The 22,220-nt window shown below is 44.7% G+C and carries 17 protein-coding genes; 13 read left to right on the forward strand and 4 right to left on the reverse strand.

Features of this window, described 5'->3' with window-relative positions:
- Positions 1-154 precede the first annotated feature (154 nt).
- The gene (locus tag V2H45_RS12235) at positions 155-484 is read left to right on the forward strand and encodes a hypothetical protein (protein WP_330483939.1); all 330 of its coding nucleotides are present in this window, start codon (positions 155-157) and stop codon (positions 482-484) included.
- Between the two features lies 1 nt (position 485).
- Positions 486-908, forward strand: coding sequence for a DUF488 domain-containing protein (locus tag V2H45_RS12240; RefSeq protein ID WP_330483940.1), 423 nt, complete (start codon positions 486-488; stop codon positions 906-908).
- A 104-nt stretch (positions 909-1,012) separates the two neighbouring features.
- On the opposite strand, the gene V2H45_RS12245 is transcribed toward V2H45_RS12240, so the two are convergent.
- Together V2H45_RS12245 and V2H45_RS12250 are read right to left on the reverse strand one after the other, a co-directional pair.
- Complete coding sequence (locus V2H45_RS12245) at positions 1,013-2,119, reverse strand: Fe(3+) ABC transporter substrate-binding protein (RefSeq protein ID WP_330483941.1); 1,107 nt, start codon at positions 2,117-2,119, stop codon at positions 1,013-1,015.
- A gap of 126 nt (positions 2,120-2,245) precedes the next feature.
- Positions 2,246-3,928 carry an ABC transporter permease gene (locus tag V2H45_RS12250; RefSeq protein WP_330483942.1) on the reverse strand — a complete coding sequence of 561 codons (1,683 nt, stop codon included), beginning with the start codon at positions 3,926-3,928 and terminating at the stop codon, positions 2,246-2,248.
- Positions 3,929-4,109: 181 nt separating this feature from the next.
- On the opposite strand from V2H45_RS12250, the gene V2H45_RS12255 reads away from it, so the two are divergent.
- The 7 genes from V2H45_RS12255 (at position 4,110) to V2H45_RS12285 (ending at position 11,145) form a co-directional block, all read left to right on the forward strand.
- Positions 4,110-5,219: an ABC transporter ATP-binding protein gene (locus V2H45_RS12255; protein ID WP_330483943.1), complete on the forward strand. Its 1,110-nt coding sequence runs from the start codon at positions 4,110-4,112 to the stop codon at positions 5,217-5,219.
- 165 nt (positions 5,220-5,384) lie between these two features.
- Positions 5,385-5,864, forward strand: coding sequence for a hypothetical protein (locus V2H45_RS12260; RefSeq protein WP_330483944.1), 480 nt, complete (start codon positions 5,385-5,387; stop codon positions 5,862-5,864).
- 112 nt (positions 5,865-5,976) lie between these two features.
- Entirely contained in the window at positions 5,977-6,546 is a 570-nt protein-coding gene (locus tag V2H45_RS12265; protein ID WP_330483945.1) for a biotin transporter BioY, read from the forward strand.
- Positions 6,547-6,687: 141 nt separating this feature from the next.
- Complete coding sequence (locus V2H45_RS12270; RefSeq protein ID WP_330483946.1) at positions 6,688-7,221, forward strand: hypothetical protein; 534 nt, start codon at positions 6,688-6,690, stop codon at positions 7,219-7,221.
- A gap of 110 nt (positions 7,222-7,331) precedes the next feature.
- Positions 7,332-9,101 carry a serine/threonine protein kinase gene (locus tag V2H45_RS12275; protein WP_330483947.1) on the forward strand — a complete coding sequence of 590 codons (1,770 nt, stop codon included), beginning with the start codon at positions 7,332-7,334 and terminating at the stop codon, positions 9,099-9,101.
- 63 nt (positions 9,102-9,164) lie between these two features.
- Positions 9,165-10,199: a polysaccharide pyruvyl transferase CsaB gene (gene csaB, locus V2H45_RS12280; RefSeq protein WP_330483948.1), complete on the forward strand. Its 1,035-nt coding sequence runs from the start codon at positions 9,165-9,167 to the stop codon at positions 10,197-10,199.
- 34 nt (positions 10,200-10,233) lie between these two features.
- Positions 10,234-11,145, forward strand: coding sequence for a restriction endonuclease (locus V2H45_RS12285; protein ID WP_330483949.1), 912 nt, complete (start codon positions 10,234-10,236; stop codon positions 11,143-11,145).
- Positions 11,146-11,172: 27 nt separating this feature from the next.
- On the opposite strand, the gene V2H45_RS12290 is transcribed toward V2H45_RS12285, so the two are convergent.
- Together V2H45_RS12290 and hrcA are read right to left on the reverse strand one after the other, a co-directional pair.
- Positions 11,173-11,817 (reverse strand): Uma2 family endonuclease, encoded by a 645-nt coding sequence (locus V2H45_RS12290; RefSeq protein ID WP_330483950.1) that lies wholly within the window; start codon positions 11,815-11,817, stop codon positions 11,173-11,175.
- Between the two features lie 1,578 nt (positions 11,818-13,395).
- Entirely contained in the window at positions 13,396-14,463 is a 1,068-nt protein-coding gene (gene hrcA, locus V2H45_RS12295) for a heat-inducible transcriptional repressor HrcA (RefSeq protein ID WP_330483951.1), read from the reverse strand.
- Positions 14,464-14,656: 193 nt separating this feature from the next.
- Between hrcA and V2H45_RS12300 the strand changes: the two genes are divergently transcribed.
- The 4 genes from V2H45_RS12300 (at position 14,657) to V2H45_RS12315 (ending at position 22,186) form a co-directional block, all read left to right on the forward strand.
- Positions 14,657-16,546, forward strand: a complete 1,890-nt coding sequence (locus V2H45_RS12300; protein ID WP_330483952.1) for a protein phosphatase 2C domain-containing protein — start codon at positions 14,657-14,659, stop codon at positions 16,544-16,546.
- 216 nt (positions 16,547-16,762) lie between these two features.
- Positions 16,763-20,791 carry a hypothetical protein gene (locus tag V2H45_RS12305; RefSeq protein ID WP_330483953.1) on the forward strand — a complete coding sequence of 1,343 codons (4,029 nt, stop codon included), beginning with the start codon at positions 16,763-16,765 and terminating at the stop codon, positions 20,789-20,791.
- Positions 20,792-20,879: 88 nt separating this feature from the next.
- Positions 20,880-21,242: a rhodanese-like domain-containing protein gene (locus V2H45_RS12310; protein WP_330483954.1), complete on the forward strand. Its 363-nt coding sequence runs from the start codon at positions 20,880-20,882 to the stop codon at positions 21,240-21,242.
- 32 nt (positions 21,243-21,274) lie between these two features.
- Positions 21,275-22,186 carry an aldose epimerase family protein gene (locus tag V2H45_RS12315; protein ID WP_330483955.1) on the forward strand — a complete coding sequence of 304 codons (912 nt, stop codon included), beginning with the start codon at positions 21,275-21,277 and terminating at the stop codon, positions 22,184-22,186.
- The last annotated feature ends 34 nt before the right edge of the window (positions 22,187-22,220 follow it).

Consider the following 22,220-nt stretch of genomic DNA (forward strand, 5'->3'; position numbering starts at 1 on the left):
CCTTTTTTCTTGATTTTTATTCTCTTTTGGGTTCTCATGAATAATGTAGGCTAGAAGTATAGAAAAATATTTCATTAAAAATACGGATCGCGAATGGAGTCCCAAACAACTAGCTAAGCAATATCAAGGTGATTTATTTGAGCCATTGGTTGAATTGGAAAAAATTCCATATCAATTTGGCTATAGATTTACTGATAAAGATAACATTAAACACTCATACACAATAAGTGACTGGGAGATTTCTCAATTATATAGAGGATGCAGAGATAGATCTAAAGCTATTACTGCGGAAGAAAGAGAAAAAGAAGCTATATTAAAGGTGCGACAAAAACTAGAAGATGAATTTCTATCTAAGAAAGATCTCTATTTTATCGTGGGCAATCTCAAGAATCACAGCAAAGTCTTTATGATTATAGGTATCTTCTATCCACCAAAGGTTATTCAGAACACAAAAGCACAAAACTTAAGTTTATTTGACCTGTAAAATGACTAACCAAAGCAATTCTACTAAAAACTCTATTTTAACTTTTGGTTACGGGAACAGAAAAGATTACGATGCATTCCTTAGTTATATAGAAGAGTTCAATATTGCCTACGTCATTGATGTAAGGTTAAGCCCTCGTGCTTGGACTAGAAGGTGGTATGGGTGTGCTATTGAAGAACTTTGTGCTTCTAAAAATATCCGATATATATCAAAAGCTTCTCTTGGTAACATATCAGGATCTCATTATTGGATTCCCCCAAAAAAAGATGAAGTGGAAGAATCCTTACTTGAAGTAGCTGAGGTGCTTGAGACTGGAAATGTATTACTACTTTGTGCAGAAATGGATTCTTCAAGATGTCATAGAACTGAAGTTGCGAATAAATTACAAAAAATCACTAGCGCTCCTATTAAACACCTTAAATAATTTCTTTTAATGGACAATAAACTTAAGTGGAGCACTGAATTTATCAATGGGTACAAATAGGAATTTCTTTGACAAGCTGAAATCCCTATTTGTGCTGTTAGAAACTAGTTCCAGCCCGATCGATCCATAATTTTGAGGGCTTCAGCATTATTTTTGCCAAAGGTAGCAGCATTGAGCTTATCTTCTTTAAACTCGCCAAAGCTTGCCAAAACTGAATCAGGCGTAACTCCCGCTACAACAGGGTATTCATTATTTCCCTTCGCAAAGTTTTCCTGAGCTTCAGGACTGACTAAATATTCTAAGAACTTAATCGCTGATTCTTTGTTGGGTGAGGTTTTGACGACACCACCACCGCTGATATTGACATGGGTGCCGCGATCGCTTTGATTGGGAAAAAACATACCAACTTTCTCAGCAATTGCCTTATCTTCGGGCTTAGATGACGTTGCCAGACGTGCCAGGTAGTAGGTGTTTACCACCGCAAGATCGGCAACTCCCGAAGCAACTGCTTTTATTTGGGCGGTATCGTTCCCTTCAGGTTTGCGAGCAAAGTTGGCGACTACTCCCTTTGCCCATGTCTCAGTCTTCGCCCCATCACTGGCAGCCAAAATTGAACCAACCAAAGACTGGTTGTAAACATTACCAGAAGAACGAATGATCAGGCGACCTTTCCATTTGGTATCGGCAAGATTTTCGTAGGTGGAGAGTTCGCTAGGCTTGACCTTATCCTTGTTATAGACAATCACCCGCGCCCGTTTGGAGAACCCAAACCAGTTTCCCTGCGGATCGCGTAAACTTTCAGGAATTGCTGTTTCTAGAGTTTTCGATTGGATCGGTTGTAGCAATCCAGCTTCTTGGGCTCTCCACAAATTGCCAGCATCAACGGTAATTAAAATGTCTGCGGGAGTTTTGCTACCTTCGCTCTTAATCCGTTCAATTAGCTTGTCAGCTTCGGCATCGAGTTTATTCACCTTGATACCTGTTTTCTTGGTGAAGCCTTCATAGAGAGCGGCATCTGAGTTATAGTGACGAGCCGTATAAATATTGAGAACCTGACTAGCCGATGGATTTGTTGTTGCGGGTGCGATCGCTTGAGGCGTAGCTGACTGCGTTGTCGTGTTTTTTGTCGTTTCTGTTGAGGGGCTACATCCAAAAATCACAAGCCCTGCGGAGATCGTAGCGAGTAAGCTATACCAAAAATTCTTTTTCATCACGCTAAAATTGATTAGATTATTGCAAGTAATTCTTAATTAATAAAAGTAATTTTACTAGATAGTGATATTTACTATCAATGAGATTCATCGATAGGTAACATCAGAAAAAATCTATGATGCCTATCAGGATGCGTTTCGCCGCGAGATTTGCCAACTTAAACAAATCACAGGAATCAATGCCACTAGAATAATTGCCAAAGCAGGTGCGGCTGCCTCTGTTAGCCGTTCATCCGAGGCATAGTTGTAAACCCTAATCGCTAAAGTATCAAAGTTAAAAGGGGGACGAATAATTACGGTGGCGGGGAGTTCTTTCATGACATCGACAAAAACCATCATGGCGGCGGTCAATAGACCACCCCATAGCATCGGCACATGGACTTTGAGCAAGGTACTGGTTGAGCCATGTCCCAGACTGTGGGCAGCATCATCGAGGTTGGGTTTAATTTTGCCCAAGCTAGCGCTAATGGCACTGTAAGAGACTGCTAGAAATCTGACTAGGTAAGCAAAGATCAGGGCAACCAATGTGCCGCTAAATAGGAGTCCCGTCGATATGCCAAAGGCTGACTGTAGCCCACCCGCGATCGCCCGATCCAGCCCTCCCAACGCCGCCATAATGCCCACAGCAATCACAGAACCGGGAATGGCATAGCCCATGGCAGCAACCCTTACAGCAAACTGCATTGTCCAATTGGCACATAGTCTTTCTCCATAGGCCAAAACCAACGCGATCGCAACGCTCAGTCCAGCGGTTACGGCTGCGAGCAAAAAGCTGTTTTTGCTCAATTCCCAAAAATCAGCATTGATGGACGATTGGGCAGCGGTCGCAGTCATGTAAATCAATAGCCCTGTGGGCAGCACAAATCCCAAAGTGATGGGAATGAGACAGGCAGAGCTTGCCAAGATTGCCCGCATACCTTGCAGCTTATAAGTCGAGATCTGCTGATAGCGACTAGAGGTTTGGTAATAACGCGCTTGGCGGCGCGACCACTGTTCTAGCAAAATTAGCCAAAGCACAAAGATCGTCAACATCGATGCCAATTGGGCAGAAGCGGCTTGTTCTCCCATGCCAAACCAAGTGCGGTAAATGCCTGTGGTAAAGGTATCCACGCTGAAAAACTGCACAGTGCCATAATCATTTAGGGTTTCCATCAGCGCTAGAGATAGTCCGACGCTGATGGCGGGACGGGCAAGGGGCAATGCGATCGCATAGAAACTGCGCCAAGGGCTACAACCCAGAGAACGACTAGCCTCTAAAGTGCGGACGGACTGTTCTAAAAAAGCCACCCTTGCCAACAAATAAACATAGGGATAAAGCGTCAGGCTTAATAAAAAAATCGCACCGCCCATAGAGCGAATATGGGGGAACCAATAGTCACCCATGCTCTGCCAACCAAAGATCTGGCGCAACCCCGTTTGCACGGGACCATAGAACTCTAGGAACTCAGTGTAAACATAGGCAAGCAGATAGGCGGGAGCCGCTAAGGGCAAAAGCAACATCCACTCAAACATGCGACTACCAGGGAACTGACACATCGTAACTAGCCAAGCGGTTGTAACCCCAAGCAGCAAAACGCCACAGCCAACGCCCAGCATCAGCCATAGGGAATTTGTGATGTAAGTGCCTAAAACCGTAGAAGCTAGATGCTGCCACACATCCCCTGAATTTGTAAAAATCTGGCTCAGCACAGCGATTACGGGGGTAGCAATTAGCGCGGCGATCGCTACAGTGACAGCGATCCAAAGATTAACCTGCGATCGGCGCGACACTTTTTTCCCTAATTTTTCCCGTGGGAGGATGGCAAACATAGAGGGCGATAAAACTTTGTCGGTAAGAAGTAAATAATTTTGAAAACCGCTAAACTTTAATAGGAATTACTAGCAGTAAATTAATATTATAGTAAGGTATCGCAATCCGATTTGATTGGTTGGATTGGTATGTGGGAGCAATTCATGAATTGTTCCTAAGGTTCTCTAACTTCTGTAATTCATGCATCCATCTGTAATTCTGCATCTAGAAGGGGTAACAAAGCAGTTTTCGCCTGCGATCGCGCCTGCTGTCGCTTCCATAAACCTGAGTTTGAATGTAGGTGAAATCTTAGTTTTTTTAGGGCCGTCTGGCTGCGGTAAAACCACATTATTAAGACTCATCGCTGGTTTTGAGCAGCCGCAACTTGGCACCATCGAGATTAACGGCAAGATCGTTGCAGGACTTAACCAGTGGATCCCCCCAGAGCAAAGGGATGTCGGCATGGTGTTTCAAGATTATGCCCTGTTCCCACATCTGACCGTGGCAAAAAATATCGCCTTTGGCTTACGGCAAGGAAATAAAAAATTTGAGACCAAACGCCAAATCGCATCCCGAGTCACCGAAGTAATTTCACTGGTTTCCTTAGAAGGGTTAGAAAATCGCTATCCCCACCAACTATCAGGGGGACAACAGCAACGCGTAGCTTTAGCAAGAGCTTTAGCACCTCGTCCTGCCCTAGTACTACTTGATGAACCACTTAGCAACCTTGATGCCCAAATCAGGCTAAAGCTGCGGCAAGAATTGCGCGATATTCTCAAGGCAGCAGGAACATCCGCTATTTTTGTCACGCACGACCAAGAGGAAGCCTTTGCGATTTCCGATCGCGTTGCCATCATGCAAAACGGTCATATCGAGCAAATCGGGACAGCGCTTGAGATTTATCAAATGCCGCGATCGCGTTTTGTGGCTGAATTTGTCACCCAAGCAAATTTCGTGACTGCCCACTATCGAGGTCGGCTATGGGAAACAGAATTGGGCAGTTTTGCCTTACCCGATCTTTCACAGCAGGATATTCCGCAGGGAACGCAGGTCGAACTGATGATTCGCCAGGAAGATTTGCAGATTCACCCCGACGAACAGGCTGATGTTGTAATTTGCGATCGCATTTTTTTAGGACGCGAACTGATTTACCATTTGCGAACTGCTTCTGGTCAGGTACTGGTTGCACGCACGACCAGTAAAATGCTATTGCCCGTGGGAATATGTGTAAAAGTAACCGTAGAAGAGACCGCTTTGTATGCGTTCCCAATTCATGCGAAAGCTCTGAACAAGCAACCTCTTGCTATTTGATTCTGTCAATAGAGTCATCCCTACCTAAACAGATGACACAAACTCAGTTTTTTGGGGTTTAAATCAAGCTCTTTTTCGTTTTATGTATAGTTGAGTTTGATATGGTGGACTTAATCTTGAGATGCGATAGGAGAAATTTAGATGTCGGGGCAACAACAGGACTCCATGAAGTTCTTAACGATGGAGGAGGCATACGCGATCGATGGTGCGATGTTATCCACGATGGAAAAGTTTATGACTCGCATCGCAATCTCTTCATTACGAGTGCTAGCCCATATTGCCCAAGCCTATGGCATACCTGGGGAAGCCTTACAACCAAGTCAAATTGTGCAATGGATCGAGCAAGATTCGCAGATTCGACGAGAAAAAGGGAAAGATGCGGCTTTTCTCAATTGGGCGAAAGAAGAGGAAGAACTGGACTTTGCCGACGATCGCAACGACGAAGTCACAGGTGCAGCGCTATCGAGCGATGAAAAGTTTTTAACCCGCATGACCATTTCCGCGATGCAAGTTCTGATTCCGATCGCCAAGGATTATGGTGTATCGATGGAGGCGTTAACCGTCAGCCAGATTATTGCGTGGGTAGAAAAAGATGCCAAACTCAAACGCGAACAAGGGCAGGAGGCAGGCTTTTTACAGTGGTAAGGGTAATGACCCACTGTGCGATCGGCGATCGAAAGCTAAATGCTGCCAGCAAAAATCCTGTATGATTTTATGTTGCTGCAAAACTCAATGTTGCTGAATTCTATAAACACTTGTGCCGATCTCCTTACAAATCATGTGGGCAGTGACAGGGCTGCTGCTCACCATTGCTAGCACATTTATCCAACCCTCCATGCTGATTCCTTCTTGGTCTGGGCAAGGAGATAGCGTGATCGTGCAGCAGGTTAGCGTCACCATGCAAATTGGGGCAGTGTTGCTCACAGGCTGTCTAGGCGGGAGAAATGCAGCAATCCTCTCCCAAATTGCCTATATTCTGTTGGGATTGAGTGGTTTTGGCGTATTTTATCAAGGGGGTGGCTTGGGGTATCTGCGATCGCCGACCTTTGGCTACCTGTTAGGTTTTATTCCTGGGGCATGGCTCTGTGGTTTCTTGGCATTTTTGCGCCCCAATAGCCTTGGCAGAATGGCAATCAGTGGTTTGGGTGGTTTGTTGGCAATTCATCTTGTGGGGATTGTTTATCTTGTTTGTGTGACCGTTCCCAACTGGCAAAAACTTCAAACCTTTTTCTTCCAATATTCAGTCCAAGCCATTCCTGGGCAAATTTTAATTCTCTGCGCTACGGCTGTAATCGCCACATTGACCCGCCGCCTTTTGTTTTACTAAGCAATTTAGCCTGTTTCTCATTTTTTTCTTGTGTCTCAATTCATGTTTTCTCAGACAGGATCGACGATTTTTTCTGGTTAGGCTTTGTCGTTGCTAGTGACAGAATACTCTGACTTGAGTAAGGCATTTCCTTAACGATTCATGGCAGTCACTCTTTCTAGCGATAAAGACATTGAACTGATCATTATGCTGTCAAAATTGGCAGTGTCTCTAAGCGTTATGGCTTTTATTATCAGTTTGATCTTTCTGCTTAAAATCGTCAATTTAGAAAAACAACTCAAGGGTAAATTAGGGCGTAGTACAAAGTTAGAAAGGTTTTCCAGCCCCAAAACTGAGTTTTATAGTCCCCCTACCGAGCAAAGAATTCCAGTCAATCAATTAAGTCAGTTTCATACCCAAAACTTCGATCGCGAAGTTGAAAGATATCCGCTCAAACGCACGATCGCAGCACAAAATTGGAGTCGGTCAAATCATCCGCGTAAAGGAAACAGACGGAAAGATAAATACATTACCTTTTTCTTAATTACGATCGCATTATTTCTAATTTGTACTGTGGTGGTTTTTCAACTGGGGGATGTGTTTGGCAAGGGAGATTATCCCCTCTATCTGTGGCTGATTGTCGGCTTTGTGATGTTAGCGATCGCGACAGTCAGTGAAGAGCTATTTTTGAAATAAAGCCCCTATTTCAAGCTTCTACTTCAAGTTTTCCCCCAAGTTTGGTAAATATCCCACCCCCATCCTAAATCGTGCTTGAATAGTCCTAGGCTTTTGAGGCGATCTAGGCTATGAGCGACCTACCCGATTTCTCATTGTATGGCTATCAAATCCACCGAGAACTAGCGCCCAATTACTTGAATGGGTTGACCTATCTTGCTACGGATATTCACAGGCAAGAAACCGTCGCGATCGCGACCTATCCCTTTCCTGAAGACCCCGCGATCGCCCAATCAAGATTTCCCCAAATCGAACGAGGAGTAGAACTTCTACAGGGATTAGAACATAGGGGCATTCCCAAATATCACGGGATCTTTTTTACAGAATCTAGTTATGGTGTCGTGCAGGCATATCAAGAAGCTGAAACCTTAGCCAGCCTATCAGACTTTCCCCTAGAGGGTGTCAAACAGATCGCCATCCAAGTCTTAGAGATTCTGAGCTATCTCGAAAGCCACTATCCACCGATCGTTCATCAGAATATTAGATCCGAGCATATTCTGATCGATTTCAGTTTCAATCACGTTTATCTGATTGGGTTTGAGGCGATCTTATTTCGCGATCGCAGCGATTCCATGCAACTTGTGGCAGAGCGATACAGCTTTTGGGCTCCCGAACAGTGGCGCGATCGGGAATTGACCGCTGCGACAGACCTCTATGGGTTGGGTGTCACGCTCATCTGCTTGCTGACAGGTACTCAATCTGCAAATGTCAGAGATCTCTACGAGCATGGCGCGGTTGTCTTCGCCGATCGCATTCCCCACATCAATCTTGGCTTAAGGGAATGGTTAGAGAAGCTAGTAAAACCAAATTCCAAATATCGCTATCCTGATGCGAAAACGGCGATCGCAGAACTCGAAACCATTGGGTTGAATCGCTTGCCCGAAGTGAGGCTCAGCCACCAGCAGTTACATTACCTGGCAACCGAGATTGATGAAACCTCGGTACAGACCATGACCGTGACAAACCCCATTCCTGAGGCACTTTTAGAAGGGAGTTGGTCGGTTATTCCCCATCCCTACGATCTATATGCTTGGATTACGATTGAGCCCTCTCGCTTTAGTGGCAACTGCATAAACTGTAATGTCATCCTCCAAACCAATCGCCTCATGGCAAATAGTCTATTTCAACGCCAGATTGTTTTGAATTCCAATGCTGCTGAAACCGCTGTATTAGTGCCTATTTCCTTGAGAACAGCACCCTTTATCCCTAGCGCACCCACCCTGCCCTATGGGGCGATCGCTATCTTTCTCCTTTGTTGTCTGACGATTCCTGGTGTATGGGGCTTATCAAAAACATGGCTTTGGTTGCTGTTGGGCATTGGCTTGGGCGCTGTCACGGTCAATCTAGCAAAAAGATGTGATTGGAACATCACCGTATCTGCGATCGGAGGGGGGCTCTTAGGGTCTTGGGTGATTGCTGGAGCTTGGTCTTGGGTGGTCATGCGCTTTTGGCAGATCGCCACTGTTTACAGTGGGTATTTGGAAGAACATGGTCAAACAGTTCAAGATTCCTATGGAGGTTTTGCAGGGGTGTGGGGGATTTTAATTGGTGTGGCAATTTGGGTGGGATTTCTGACGGGCAGTGCGGCAACCGTAATGGTTGGAGCTTGTTTTCAGAAAAGATTGCTGCGCTCTTTTATTCTTCAACTTTTAGGCACGGCTTCTCTTCTCACGCTCAGTTTAGCAATTACGGCAAAATCGGAAACAGCAAATCTTTTTGTATCTCTGATTTCCATAGGAAGCTTGGCAGGATTGGTTTTCACGATTTATAGACCCATACAAAAATTTCGCCAACAAATGTCTGCCTATAAAAAGCGAGCCAAGTCTTTGATTAAGTCGTGAGAAAGCTCTCGTAAAATGAGAAAATGCCCTCATGCCAATGAGGTTATCAAGGTGGAGTGAGATATGCAACAGGCTGTTTTATGTGGCTACTATGGCATGGGAAATGCAGGGGATGAAGCCCTATTGGCAGCTTTACTACAAATGTTACCGCCAACAATTCAGCCTTTGGTTCTCTCTGCGAATCCCAAAGCCACAGAAAAGCTCCATCAGGTAGAGGCCTGCGATCGCTATTCTGTCTTTGCTCTCATCAAAGCCTTAAAGCGATCGGATATCTTTATCTGGGGTGGGGGAAGCCTCATGCAAGATGTTACCAGTGCTAGAAACCCAATTTATTACGGGGGCTTGATGGGGCTGGCCTATGGCATGGGTCTCAAAACCGTAGCTTGGGCGCAAGGCATTGGGCCTTTAAATCGGGGACTGAGTCGGGCGATCGCCAAACAAGCCTTTCAGCGATGCAGTCTCGTCAGCGTGCGGGATGGTGGGTCTGCACAATTGCTCGCGGATTGGTCTGTGCCATCTGTGATGGCTCCCGATCCAGTTTGGGCGCTAACTTCCGAACATCCTCACCATCTGTCTTCTGTCCCTGCGCCGCGTATTGCGGTGATGTTACGATCGCATCCCTTATTAACCGCCCAACGTTTAGCCAATGTGATTGAGGCGCTTATATACCTTCAAAAAACGACGGATACTTATCTCTTACTGATTCCATTTCAGCCGAGTAAAGATCTGGCGATCGCGGAGCAAATTCATGGGGCTATACCCGAACAAAGCATGGTTTTGATCGATGAGAACCCCCGATCGCTCAAAGGGATTTTTCACGGTGTAGAAATGGCAATCGCCATGCGCTATCACGGTTTGATTATGGCGGCGGCTGAGGGCTGTCGATGTTCTGCAATTAGCTACGATCCCAAGGTTTCACGCTTGATGAACGATCAGGATATTCCTGGATGGGAGTTGGCAGATTTACCCGACGATCCGCACGCGATCGCAATGACATGGATAGAACAGTTTGCCAACGGCGATCCCTTGAGTCACACCCAAATTTCTTCACTCAAAGATCGCGCTTTAATTCATCACCAACTTCTGACGAATTTGTAAAGATCTCGTTTCGGCATGACAAAATCCAAACAATATGGCAATTCCCGACTTTCAAACCTTGATGCTTCCTTTTATGCAGTTTTCTAGCGATCGAAAAGAGCATTCGTTTAGAGAAGTTACTGATTATTTGATCGATGAATTTAAGCTATCCGATGAAGAGAAACGTGAACTTTTACCTAGCGGGAAACAAAGGATTATAAATAATCGTGTTGGTTGGACAAGTACACACCTTAAAAAAGCGGGATTATTGGAATCTTCTAAAAGGTCGATTATTAAGATTACAGCCAGAGGACTTGAAGTTTTAAAAAGCAGCCCTACAAGGATCGATCAAAAGTTTTTAAGACAGTTTAAAGAATATTTAGAGTTTGTGGGTGTTTCAAACGGTACTGAGAAAGTGGTTGATGTTGTTGAAGAGCAGGTAACTCAGGATACTCCAGATGAAATGCTGGACTTTGCCTATCAAAAGATCAGACAAGCTTTGGCACAAGAGTTATTGGATAAGGTAAAAAGTTGTACGCCTAGTTTTTTTGAAATTCTAGTCGTTGAACTCCTCGTTAAGATGGGATATGGCGGCTCGATTCAAGATGCTGGAAAAGCGATCGGAAAGAGTGGTGATGAGGGCATAGACGGCATCATCAAGGAAGACAAATTAGGACTAGATGTAATCTACATTCAAGCAAAACGCTGGGGAGGCTCAGTGGGGCGACCGGAGATTCAAAAGTTTGTGGGGGCTTTAGCAGGACAAGGAGCAAATAAAGGAATCTTTATTACAACATCAACTTTCACAAAAGATGCCAAGGAATATGCTCCTAAAAATGCTGCCAAAATCGTCCTGATTGATGGTGAACAACTTGCCCAGTATATGATCGACTACAACTTGGCAGTCTCAACCGTATCAACCTACGAAATTAAAAAAATTGACTCAGATTACTTTGCTGATGAGTAAAGCGATCTGAAAAAATATAATTATTTCTCACTGAAACTGTGACAATAGCCAAGCTCCAGTTTTGCTCTGATCGGATTGACGACTGCGTTGTAAAGCTTGTTCTAGAATAGAAATTTCTAAACCTGACAGAACTTGAGATTGGGTAATTTTCTCGCGATCGCGATTGGCAATCTTAAAAGCTAAAATTTCCATTTTTTCAACATTGACTAACCAATACTCTGGAACGCTTACATCTTGGTAAAGCAAAAGCTTCGCTTCTTTATCATCTGTCAACGTTGTGTGTGAAATTTCAATCACTAGATCGGGAACTGGTGTTTGATCGAGATTTACCACCGAACTACCAAAGGGCGCAGATTGTAAGTTTTCATTCAAGTAGTAAGAGATATCTGGTTGAAACTCGCGTATACCATTTTTGCGATAACTACAGTTGATCAGTCCTTTATGGGGAATGCCTCTGAGCGTACAAAACAGACCGATCGCAAAGTGAATAATTCCATTGTCACTAGCATGATCTGCCCCCACTGGCATTGTTTCAATCCTCATCTGACCATTATTGTAATAGCACCTAGCTTTTGCATAGGCAGGATCTGCTGTGATTTTGGTAAATTCATCCCAAGTAGCAGTAACCCAATTACTAATTTTAGTCTGTTGTTTAGCTTCAAGTTCGAGCATTTCTACCTCCTGCTAGAGCCTGTACTAAAACTATGCTAACCGCGATCGCTCTATGATTGCAACGAACCTAGCGATCGCCTCATGCTCTTAAGAATACCCTTTATAAAAACTCAATGAGTCTGGTAGGGATCTACCAGACTCATGCAAAAATATAAATCACTATTAGAGGTTAACTAGGGTTTACTAGAGGTCGCTAATTGAACGAACTATCCTTTCCGATCTCAATAACCTTGAGTAGCTTGTCTTTAAGTCTTTCTATTTCTAACTCCCAGCAAATCCCTAGAACTAAAAAGTCTCTAAAGGAACGTCCTAGCAATTGCTTCACCTGCCGATACTACCCTGTTTACTACTATGACACTTCATCTTTATCTGTCATATTTAGGTTTGCTTTCAAACAGTCTCACATCGTTGTAGCTATCTCGTTTACCTAGGCTCTTATGAGCATAGCCCTAACTTTAAACAACAGAAAATAAGAAGCTGAAAAACCAAATAGTAACGCAGCGATAGTAACATTTACGGCAATCAAAAACCAAGAAGAAATTAGTAAATGTACCTGAGCTTAAATGACGTAAAACTAATTAGAAAGATATTGCTTAATTAGCTCTATGACTGGCTTGGGGAGGAGGCACTGCCCAGAACCACTTATCTATATGTGCCTATGAATACAATAGAAACAATTCCTTAGAAATGCAAGCGTTTTAACATATGTTTATATTCTGTGGTGCTAGATCGCACTTACAAAAACCTATTCTAAATATCTAAAATTCTTTGATTGCTGCCTCAGCGATCGCAACAGCACTGCTTAGAAGATTTATGCCTATGCAGGCAAGATGCCTGCGCTACAAATAAATTAAAACTTGTTTGGGATCGCGAGATAACACATAGATTCGATACGACAGGCTCCCTTTGGCTTTGGTTGAGAGATCGCACTACAAATTGCCCTTACCAAGTGCCTTTACAAAGAACCCTTATAAAAACTCAGTGAGTCCGATAGAAGGCTACCAGACTCACGCAAAAATATAAATCACTATTGAATTATTACTAGGGTTTACTACAGTTTACTAACTCGACAAACCGTACTTTCTCTTCCTCAATTAACTTGAGTCGCTTGCCTCTCGATCTTTTCGTTTCTAACTTTTCCCAGCAATCCCCTAGAACTATTGAGCAATAAAGGGAAAGTGTTCTAGCAATTGCCTTACCTGACTTTACTAACCTGCCTACTACTATGACACTTCATAATTAACTTGGCTTTCCATCCTCCTTGCCCCGTTGTATCAATCACGTTACCTAAATCCCTTCGAGCTTAGACGCAACTTTAACTAACAGAGGACAAGACAGAAAAACCAAATAGCAGTACAGGGCTAGTAACACCTACGATAATTAACCACCAAGGAAAAATCAGTAAATGTACTCAAACCAAAAAAAGACAAAACTAATAAGAAATAACTTGCTTAGTTAGCTCTGCAACTGGCTTGGGAAGGAGGCACTGCCCAAAACCTTTTATCTCTATGTGCCTGTATTTAGAGTATTAAATCAGACGCTAAAGCGCAAGGATTTTAATATAAGTTCATAAAGTCTCTACCACTGCCCAATTAACTCTGAGAGATGGGTTGCCACAGCCTGCACGGAAGCGATCGCGCGTTCGTAATCGAGACGGGTTGGACCTAAAACACCAACACTACCGACAGGGGTGCGATCGCAGCTATAGGTCGTAGAAATCAGGGTGCAATGCTTGATTGGTTCCAGCGAAATTTCAGAGCCAATTTTCACGGTGACGCTATTTGGCTGTGAAGACTCAGGTCGATCGAAAATTAGGGGCAATAAAGAAGCTTGATCGGCCTCTAAAAGTTGGATCACGCTTTGGATTTGGCTAAGTTGGGTAAATTCGGGCTGACGAAGCAATTCTGTCATACCACTGATGAAAAAATGTCCGACTGCAACGGGGTTGTAAATTCGCATCAACTGCTGCAAAGACTGTTGCAATAACGTAGCGTACTGCTGAAACTTACTATCTAGTTCGTGCCATTGCAAAGTACTAGTTAGATCTGACCAACGCTTATCTCGCAAGTGTGTATTGAGAAAATTATTTAAAATTTGCAGCTCTGCTTCTAGCAGATCGGCATTGGTCTCTGAGGGCAAATCCATCATTACCGATGCTGTATGGTAAGCATCACTCACAGCGACCACCATAACTTTGCAGGTATCGACCATCACCAATTGCAAGTGACGAATCTTGACCGTTTGCATATCAGGCGCAGTGATCAAGGCAATACAACCACTTAGAGTTGCCAAAATTTGCGCCACACCCCGTAAAATTTGCTCTAGGCTGTTATTCCCAGATAAGCCCATTTTGCTCTGCAACATCTGAGCTGCATTATCCGTCAGTTCGCTGGAAGGGTTAATCAGTTCGTCTACATAAACCCGATAGCCTGAGTCAGAGGGGACTCTGCCTGCGGAGGTATGGGGCTGGTATAACAGACCCGAACGGTCTAGCATACTCATAACATTACGAATCGTGGCAGAACTAATATCAAAGTTGTACCCTTCTAACAAAGCTTTTGAGCCAACTGGTTCAGCTTTTGCGATGTAACAGTCGATCGTCGCCCACAGAACTTTTTGTTCTCTAGCGTTCAGCTTTGTCTTCATAGATTTTTGGATGAATCGAAATGGAGGTTAATATGGTGAAAACTAAAAAATAAAATTATGTTTTGTTTAAAATAAAGTCTGATTCTACTAGGATACTCAGATTAGACCAGAATTCTAGTATCAGGTTAGACAAGTGTTTTGAGATCCCATCTGTGAGATAATTCTGAGATTTTGAATGATCGTATACTTCCCTATGAATAAGCAGGATCAATCTACGGTAATTCCGCGACAATATCTCTGGGCGGTAGGGATAGATACGGAAGCATTTCCTCAAGGATCGATGCTAGGCGATCGCTATCGTGTCATAGATTCTCAAATTGTGGTTGATACGCAAAGTTTTAAGCTGCCCGAAATTCCTGACGAGTTTCCCAACGATGTGGTTTCTTATCTCAGGTTATCTCGGCTAGTGATGCACTTACCCCGCCCCTATGGACTATTACGGTTTGGCGAAGAGTTGGGTGTCTCAGAGGTGTTATTACTCGAAGATGCCCCCATCGATTCCACAGGTAAGCTCTTACCGACCTTAGAAGCAAGTTGGGGGCAAGCCACACCCTTACGACAAGTTAACTGGCTGTGGCAGGTTTTACAGCTATGGCAACCCCTTGCCGAGCAAAATATGACCAAAACACTGCTCAACGCTAATTTTTTGAGGGTAGATGGTGCTTGGTTGAGACTTTTAGAATTGCAAGCTGATGATACCCCAGTGACATTAACCCAACTCGGAGATCTATGGGTACATTGGCTGGATCGGGCAAAACCAGAGATTGCCGAACCCATTGCTGAGTTTTTTTACGATTTAGGGCGTGGTGACCATAACATTACCAGCGCGATCGCATTTCTAGACCAGTTATCAGCGCAGGTTTCACAAACCTTACCCCTCACCGTTCGGATTGCTAGCGCTACCGATAAAGGGCAAAGACGCGACCACAACGAAGATACTTGCTACCCCGACCCCAAACGCCAAAAGCGATCGCAACAAAATGGGATGCTGCGCGATCGCGTCGCCATTATTTGTGATGGTTTAGGCGGTCATGAGGGTGGCGAAGTGGCAAGCTCGATGGCAATTAAAACCCTAGAACAACAGCTTCAGATTTTGCTGCGCCAAGTTGAAACGGATTCAGAGCCTTTCTCAGCTGATGGATTTATTGCTCAACTTGAAGCGATCGTGCGGGTGGTAAACAACCAAATTGTTGCCCTGAACGATCAACAAAAACGGCAAGCCCAACAGCGCATGGGGACAACCTTGGTGATGGCTGTGATTCCTGCCCCTCAAGGAAAACCTCACCACGAGGTCTATATCGTCCATGTTGGAGACAGTCGTATTTATTGGATTGATAGCAAAAACTGCCGTCAAGTCAGCCTCGATGATGATGTGGCTACCCGTGAGTCTATTCTTGGCTACAACTTCTATTCCTATGCTACACAGCGCATTGATGGCGGGGCGCTGATTCAAGCTTTGGGAACTCGAACCTCAGATATGCTCTTGCCGCGAGTCCAACGTTTCATCATCGACGAAGACTGCTTGCTATTACTCTGTTCCGATGGGTTAAGCGACTTCGATCGCGTCAATATGCTTCAAGAGTCACATATTCGCCCAATCTTGACACAGGACAAACCCCTCGATCGCAGTTGTCAAGAGCTAATTAAGGAGGGAAATCATCTGAACGGGCATGACAATATTACGTTGGCACTGATGCGTTGTCGTCTTGCTAAGCCTAATCCTGAAGAAGATCGAAAAGAAGAGGAAGAGCTGGCAACAGTCCTACAAACAGTTCCACTAGAATCTAATAGAGATGTTACGATCGCTGAAGTTAGAACAAAAGCTAAGCCTATCAATCCAACGTCTGCATTGGTGACCTCTGCCCAAAAAGTTAGTAATACAGAAGTATCAGAAGACATAAACACTGAAAAAACGGAACTAGGAGAGGTGGTAGCCAAACAGACCAGTCGAGGATTCCTAATCCTATTGGTCTGTGTGATGTTTCTCTTAGGCAGTGGCTTGGCAGCGACACAGGTTCCTTCGGTACGAAAATGGCTAGAGAGGCAAATCCCTAAAGAATACATTCCACCTAAGATGTTTTGACACCTCCCAACTAAAGTCACGAGAATTCTTTCTTCCACCGCGATCTACTCGCCTTTTTTTGGCATCGGTGCAGTAGTAGGTGCTGACTCTATGGGCTAAAGGAATAATATTCCAGACATATCCGAGACCAGTTTGTAAACTGTCACACACTAACCTCAAAAATTAGCCGATTGCCACTGATAATCATAGCGAGCCACTTCCTTTGGAGGTATTGTTATGAATTCAGAATCTTTGACGTATCTACGTCTTGATTTTGAGATCGCAGTTCCCTATGCTGTTGTCCTAAAGGGCATTGAGGCATGGTTTGAATGGGACTTGATCTCTGAGCTAGATCTGCGATGGCGCAATACCAGACTGCAAGGAAATCGTTTAATCGTAGTAGCCAAGCTCAACGACAATATTTTGCTAGGGCTAGATCTATGGTTACAAATGGGCTTACTTACCGATGAATATGTCAGACTACTGGGCAGAACTCGGTTTAGTAGGGATCTCCCTACCTTCTCCGAAGCGACTTCCGTAAGGACACATCCTACCGAAGCCTCAATGCAATCTTTAACACAGGACTTGCCTGAACTAGAGCCAACGCGTTCGACCTCCAACGTTTCGACTAGAAATTCTCCCCCTCCCTCCCCTCGACCTGTAGTACCAGTGCATCATCCCAGTCGCTCTGCGCAAATGGTGCAATCCCTGATTTCAGAATTCAGTACCATTTGGCTTTTGTTCTTGGGCGTATTTTTGGTGGTGGTTTCATCAGGAGTACTCGCAGCAAGTCAGTGGAATCAATTTCCACCCCAAGGACAATTTGCAATTCTGTTGGGCTATACCTTAGCTTTTTGGGTTGTGAGCCTATGGACGGGCAGGCAGGAAAAACTGAGCCTGACAACACGCACCCTAGAGATTTTGACCTTATTGGTGATTCCCGTTAACTTTTGGGCGATCGATGGCTTTCAGTTGTTGAGCAATTCAGTAGGCTTGATTGAGAGCGCGATCGCAGCGGTCATGCTCTCTGGCATTACCCTTCTTTTACTCAAGCAACAGGTAGCATCTAAACTTACGGCTTTAAACTGCGTGGGGCTGAGTTTATTGCACATCGGCTGGGGAATAGCTGGCTATCCACTCATAGCCGTTTACATCGGAACAGTAGGGACATCCCTGATCTTTTTTTGGCAGCAAAAGGAACGAGAAGCAAGCGATCGCACCAAATTATCTTTAGGTGAGATTACGATTGCCTATACCACCTTGATTTTACTGTTTAGAGCTATTTTTATCGCAGGAGTTAGCATCACCGATTTGGGGTTAGCCCTTGGCATTTGCGGTTGGATGGCAAGCAAGCTCAATCGACGACAGAACGCGGAAGGGAAAGATCCTCAGCCCCAATTCCCCATTGCCGCAGGCTTGTTATTACTTGGTTGGGGCGTATCGGTGGGAGCGCAGTTTCCTTGGCAGGCTGTAGCTGTGAGCATTTTGGCATTATTCCTACTGTTTGAAAGATTGCAGCGTCATTGGCAGGGGATAGATTTAGCGGCGATCTTTGCGATCGCGTTACAAACTTTTTGTCTGGCTTTCCAACTTCTTCCCCTTCAAATGAGAACCGATGTAGTTAATTGGGGGATGTCCTTGGCGAGAATAGATACACCTCTGCCGCTCTTGGGTATTGTTATATTTCCCTATGTCATTCTGAGTCTGTTTTTATCCGATCGCTTGCGACGGTCAGAGCGGCATTCCTTGGCAAAGTTGGGTGAAACGTTATCTTTGGGATTGGGGGTATTGCTTAGCTGTTTGAGTTTTCTCAGTCCAGTCACCCGATCGCTCAATCTAGGACTTTCGTTTGTGACACTATTTGCAGTAACAATTCGCCGCGATCGCGCTGTCAAAGAATTAATCTACTTTACGCATATTGTAGGCTTAGGGGCGATCTCGTCGATCGGCGATTTCTGCTTCCCAAATTTAAAACTCTGGGATTGGGGCATGTTGAGTTTGGGTTTAGCAATCGTTGAGTGGGGATTTTCTGCCCTATTACAACTCAATTCTCCAAGATTGCAGATTTGGCGACAGAGTGCTTGGGCGCTAGGTACTTTGTTAGCTGGCTTGAGTTACTTACTCTTGATTCAGGGCTTTCGCGATTCTACGCTCTTAACGCGAAGCATGATTTGGGCGATCGTACCCCTAACTTTAACAATTTTGGGATATATCCGTAATTTCCCACAAGCATCCTCATCCACTAGTCTCAGCATCCTATCGCTCTTCCTGTTACAGGCTTTGACGTTTCCACAAATGGAAACTCGAGCAATCGGTTTGGGTATAGGATTTGTGCTGATGCTGGTAAATACGCTGAAGCGCCAAGAATTAGGAGAGGCAGCGATCGCTGTGGGATTTGGGGTCAGTTTAGTTGGCTCGTTACTTTGGCAATTCAGTAGCCATTATGAATTAATCGATCGATTCAATTTGTTGATGAATAGCGCTGGAATTACTGCCATAGTTTTGTTAGCAATTCGGCATGGGCTTAGGCATCAAGCTTCCAATCCTAATTCCGATCCCAATTCCGATCGCATCTTGCCAAAGATTTATAGTCGTGTCTTAGATGGCTGGGCAACAGCGTTGGTAATTCCAGTTTATATATTTCTCACGTTCTGGGTAATCACAAATTATACCTTTCATCATTTTCTCCCCAATGGATTTTTGTCGGCAACTTGCTTGATTACCCTAACAATGCTCTATCGCTCAATTTTTGAAGCGAAAGGATGGGCAATCTATTTTGTGGGTGGGGGATTAGAATTACTGACTTATGCGACAGTTAGTTTAATGCAGGGTTCCTTAACTGCGTTTGCGATCGCCAATATCGCCTTAGGTCTTGCATCCCAGTTATTTGGAGATTTATGGTTGGCACGTAAGGGATGGGCGAGATTTCCTCAGGCTTGGCACGTTCTACCGCTAGTTTTTGGCTTTTTGGGAACGCTGTTACGCTTGCATGTATTTACCGACTGGACGGGTTTCGTTACGCTTGGCACGTCTGCGATCGCGATCGGCATTGGTCGTCGCCAACCAGAATGGAAAGGGCTAACTTATCTTGGGATCGTCGGAATCACCCTTGCCATTTACGAATTACTGATCTATCAATTGTCCCTCAGTACAGGTGGCAGTATAGGAGATGGTCTGGTGTTGATGGCAATTGCGGCTACGGCGATCGCGATCGTCTATCGACTCCTGTCTTCCTTGTTGATCCCTTACTTGCGATTGGAGCGCAGAGAACTAAGAATTATCGGAAACATCCATTGGTTTATGGGTGTGGGACTAACGATTTTTGCGTCATTTCTGCTACCAAGTCAGTTTGGCGGAGTTTTAGGAACTTGTGCTGCCTTGGTTCTAACCATTTACGCATTGGTCAGTGGGCGCGATCGCGCCGATCTAGCTGCGGCTGAATTTTGGGTGTATGCGGGAATTTCGATGGCAATCGTAACAGGCATATATCTCCTCTACTTCGCATTTCCTGACTCGCTCTTTATCGTGAATATTCTGCGCCCCTATGCCGCTACCATCGCTTGTTTCGTATGTATTCCCATCCAGCTTGCGCCTTGGGATGCTTGGGGTTGGAGTAACAAACCTTGGCATCGTTCGGCGATCGTACTGCCATGTTTGAGCGTAATAACGACAGCGATATCCATTTCGATTCCCAGTTTGTTTATTGTGGCGGCTTTTTATAGCTGGGTAGCAAGAGTCAAGAATTCGATCCGAATTAGCTATGTTAGTTTGATCTTGGTGAACTGGGCATTGATGCAGTTTTATCACCAACACCAGCTCACGAATTCTCTCTGGTATGTTGCGACGCTTGGCTTTTCTCTACTCTATGTTGTCCAAGTCGATCCTTCGCTCTCAGCTCCTGAGGCAAGGGAACAACGACATATGCTACGTCTGTTGGGAACGGGTTCTATTTGTGCTTCGGCGGCAATTCAATCCCCTGACAATCTCGGCATGGCATGGGTCGCAATCGGTATTGGGCTGGCTTTCATTCTGGCAGGATTGACTTTGCGGGTGCGTTCCTATCTCTATGTCGGTACGATCGCCTTCATCACTGTGATTCTGATCCAAGTGTCTATATTCGTGACTAAATATTCCTTGCTGATTTGGGCATTGGGAATCTTTGCTGGCATCGTATTTATCTGGATTGCTGCCAACTTTGAAGCCCGCCGCGATCGCATTCTGGCTCTGATTCGGGATATTGCTACTGAACTACAAGCTTGGGAGTAGAGTTAAAAGAAATGAATCAAAGATGTTAGCAAAGAACTGAATAATCTGACAGAATAAAAGACGATACAAGCTACTTTATTAAACAGAAATGTCATCATCTTATTCTTCAGGTCAAATGATTCCACAGATTCGGGTTGAGGAGTTAGCCCGTCGCATGGCAGAGGATCGCAACAATCTGCAACTGATCGATGTGCGCGAACCTGAGGAAATTGCGATCGCTTTTGTCGAGGGCTTTACCAATCTTCCTTTAAGCCAATATGGTGAATGGGCTCCCAAGGTTCCAACGCAATTCGATCCCCATGCTGAAACCCTCGTACTCTGCCACCATGGCATGCGATCGGCTCAGATGTGCCAATGGCTTATGGGTCAAGGTTTTACCAATGTTAAAAACATCGTCGGTGGCATCGCTGCCTATGCAGAAATTGTCGATTCTTCAATTCCCCAGTATTAATTTCAGGAATCAGTTATTTTGGGAATATTTTTATGCCTGAACTACAACCTTTAAAAGGAAACGCTGCCGTTGCGATCGCGCAGAGACAATTCAAAACCTACATTCTGCAAGACCCCAACCATCTGGCTCGGCTCGAGGTCGTACCAGAGCGCGGCGGTATTATTACCAGTTGGTGTGTCGGCGATCGCGAGTTGCTCTATTTGGATGCGGAACGATTTGCCAATCCATCGCTGAGCATTCGTGGCGGCATTCCAATTCTATTTCCCATTTGCGGCAACATGCCCGATGATGCCTATACCCACAGCGATCGCATCTATACCCTAAAGCAACACGGCTTTGCTCGGGATTTGGCTTGGCAAGTCGATGAGAATTCCTTGAATGCTTCTGAAGATTCTACAAGCATTACCTTGACCTTAAGTAGTAACCCTCAAACCCTTGTGGGGTATCCCTTTGACTTCGATCTCGCTTTCACCTATACACTTCAGTCAAATACACTTACGATTCACCAACGCTATACCAATCGTTCTGCTGAGTCCATGCCCTTTTCATCGGGCTTACATCCCTACTTTCTCGCTACCGATAAAAGCAAACTGAGTTTCCATTTGCCCGCAACGCAATATTGGGATCATGTCTCCCATTCCACGCAGACCTATGCTGGCGGATTTGACTTTTCGCAAGACCAAATTGACCTGGGCTTTCGTCCCCTATCGGGTAGCTCGGCGCAAATTTTTGATACTGGCAATCAATCCTTGATGCTCAGCTTCGACCAGCACTACACCACACTAGTGTTTTGGGCAATTAAGGGTAAAGATTATGTTTGTCTAGAGCCTTGGACTGCCCCGCGTAATGCTATGAATACAGGGGAGGATTTGATTTATGTTGCGCCCAATACGAGCTTAGAGATGCAAGTGCAATTTGCGGCTTCGCTGACGTTGGAAGCCTGAATTCCAAATTCTTAGAAACAGACATTTTTTGAAA

It is taken from the genome of Tumidithrix elongata BACA0141 (assembly GCF_036349135.1).
GTDB classification, from domain to species: Bacteria; Cyanobacteriota; Cyanobacteriia; order Pseudanabaenales; family Pseudanabaenaceae; genus Tumidithrix; species Tumidithrix elongata.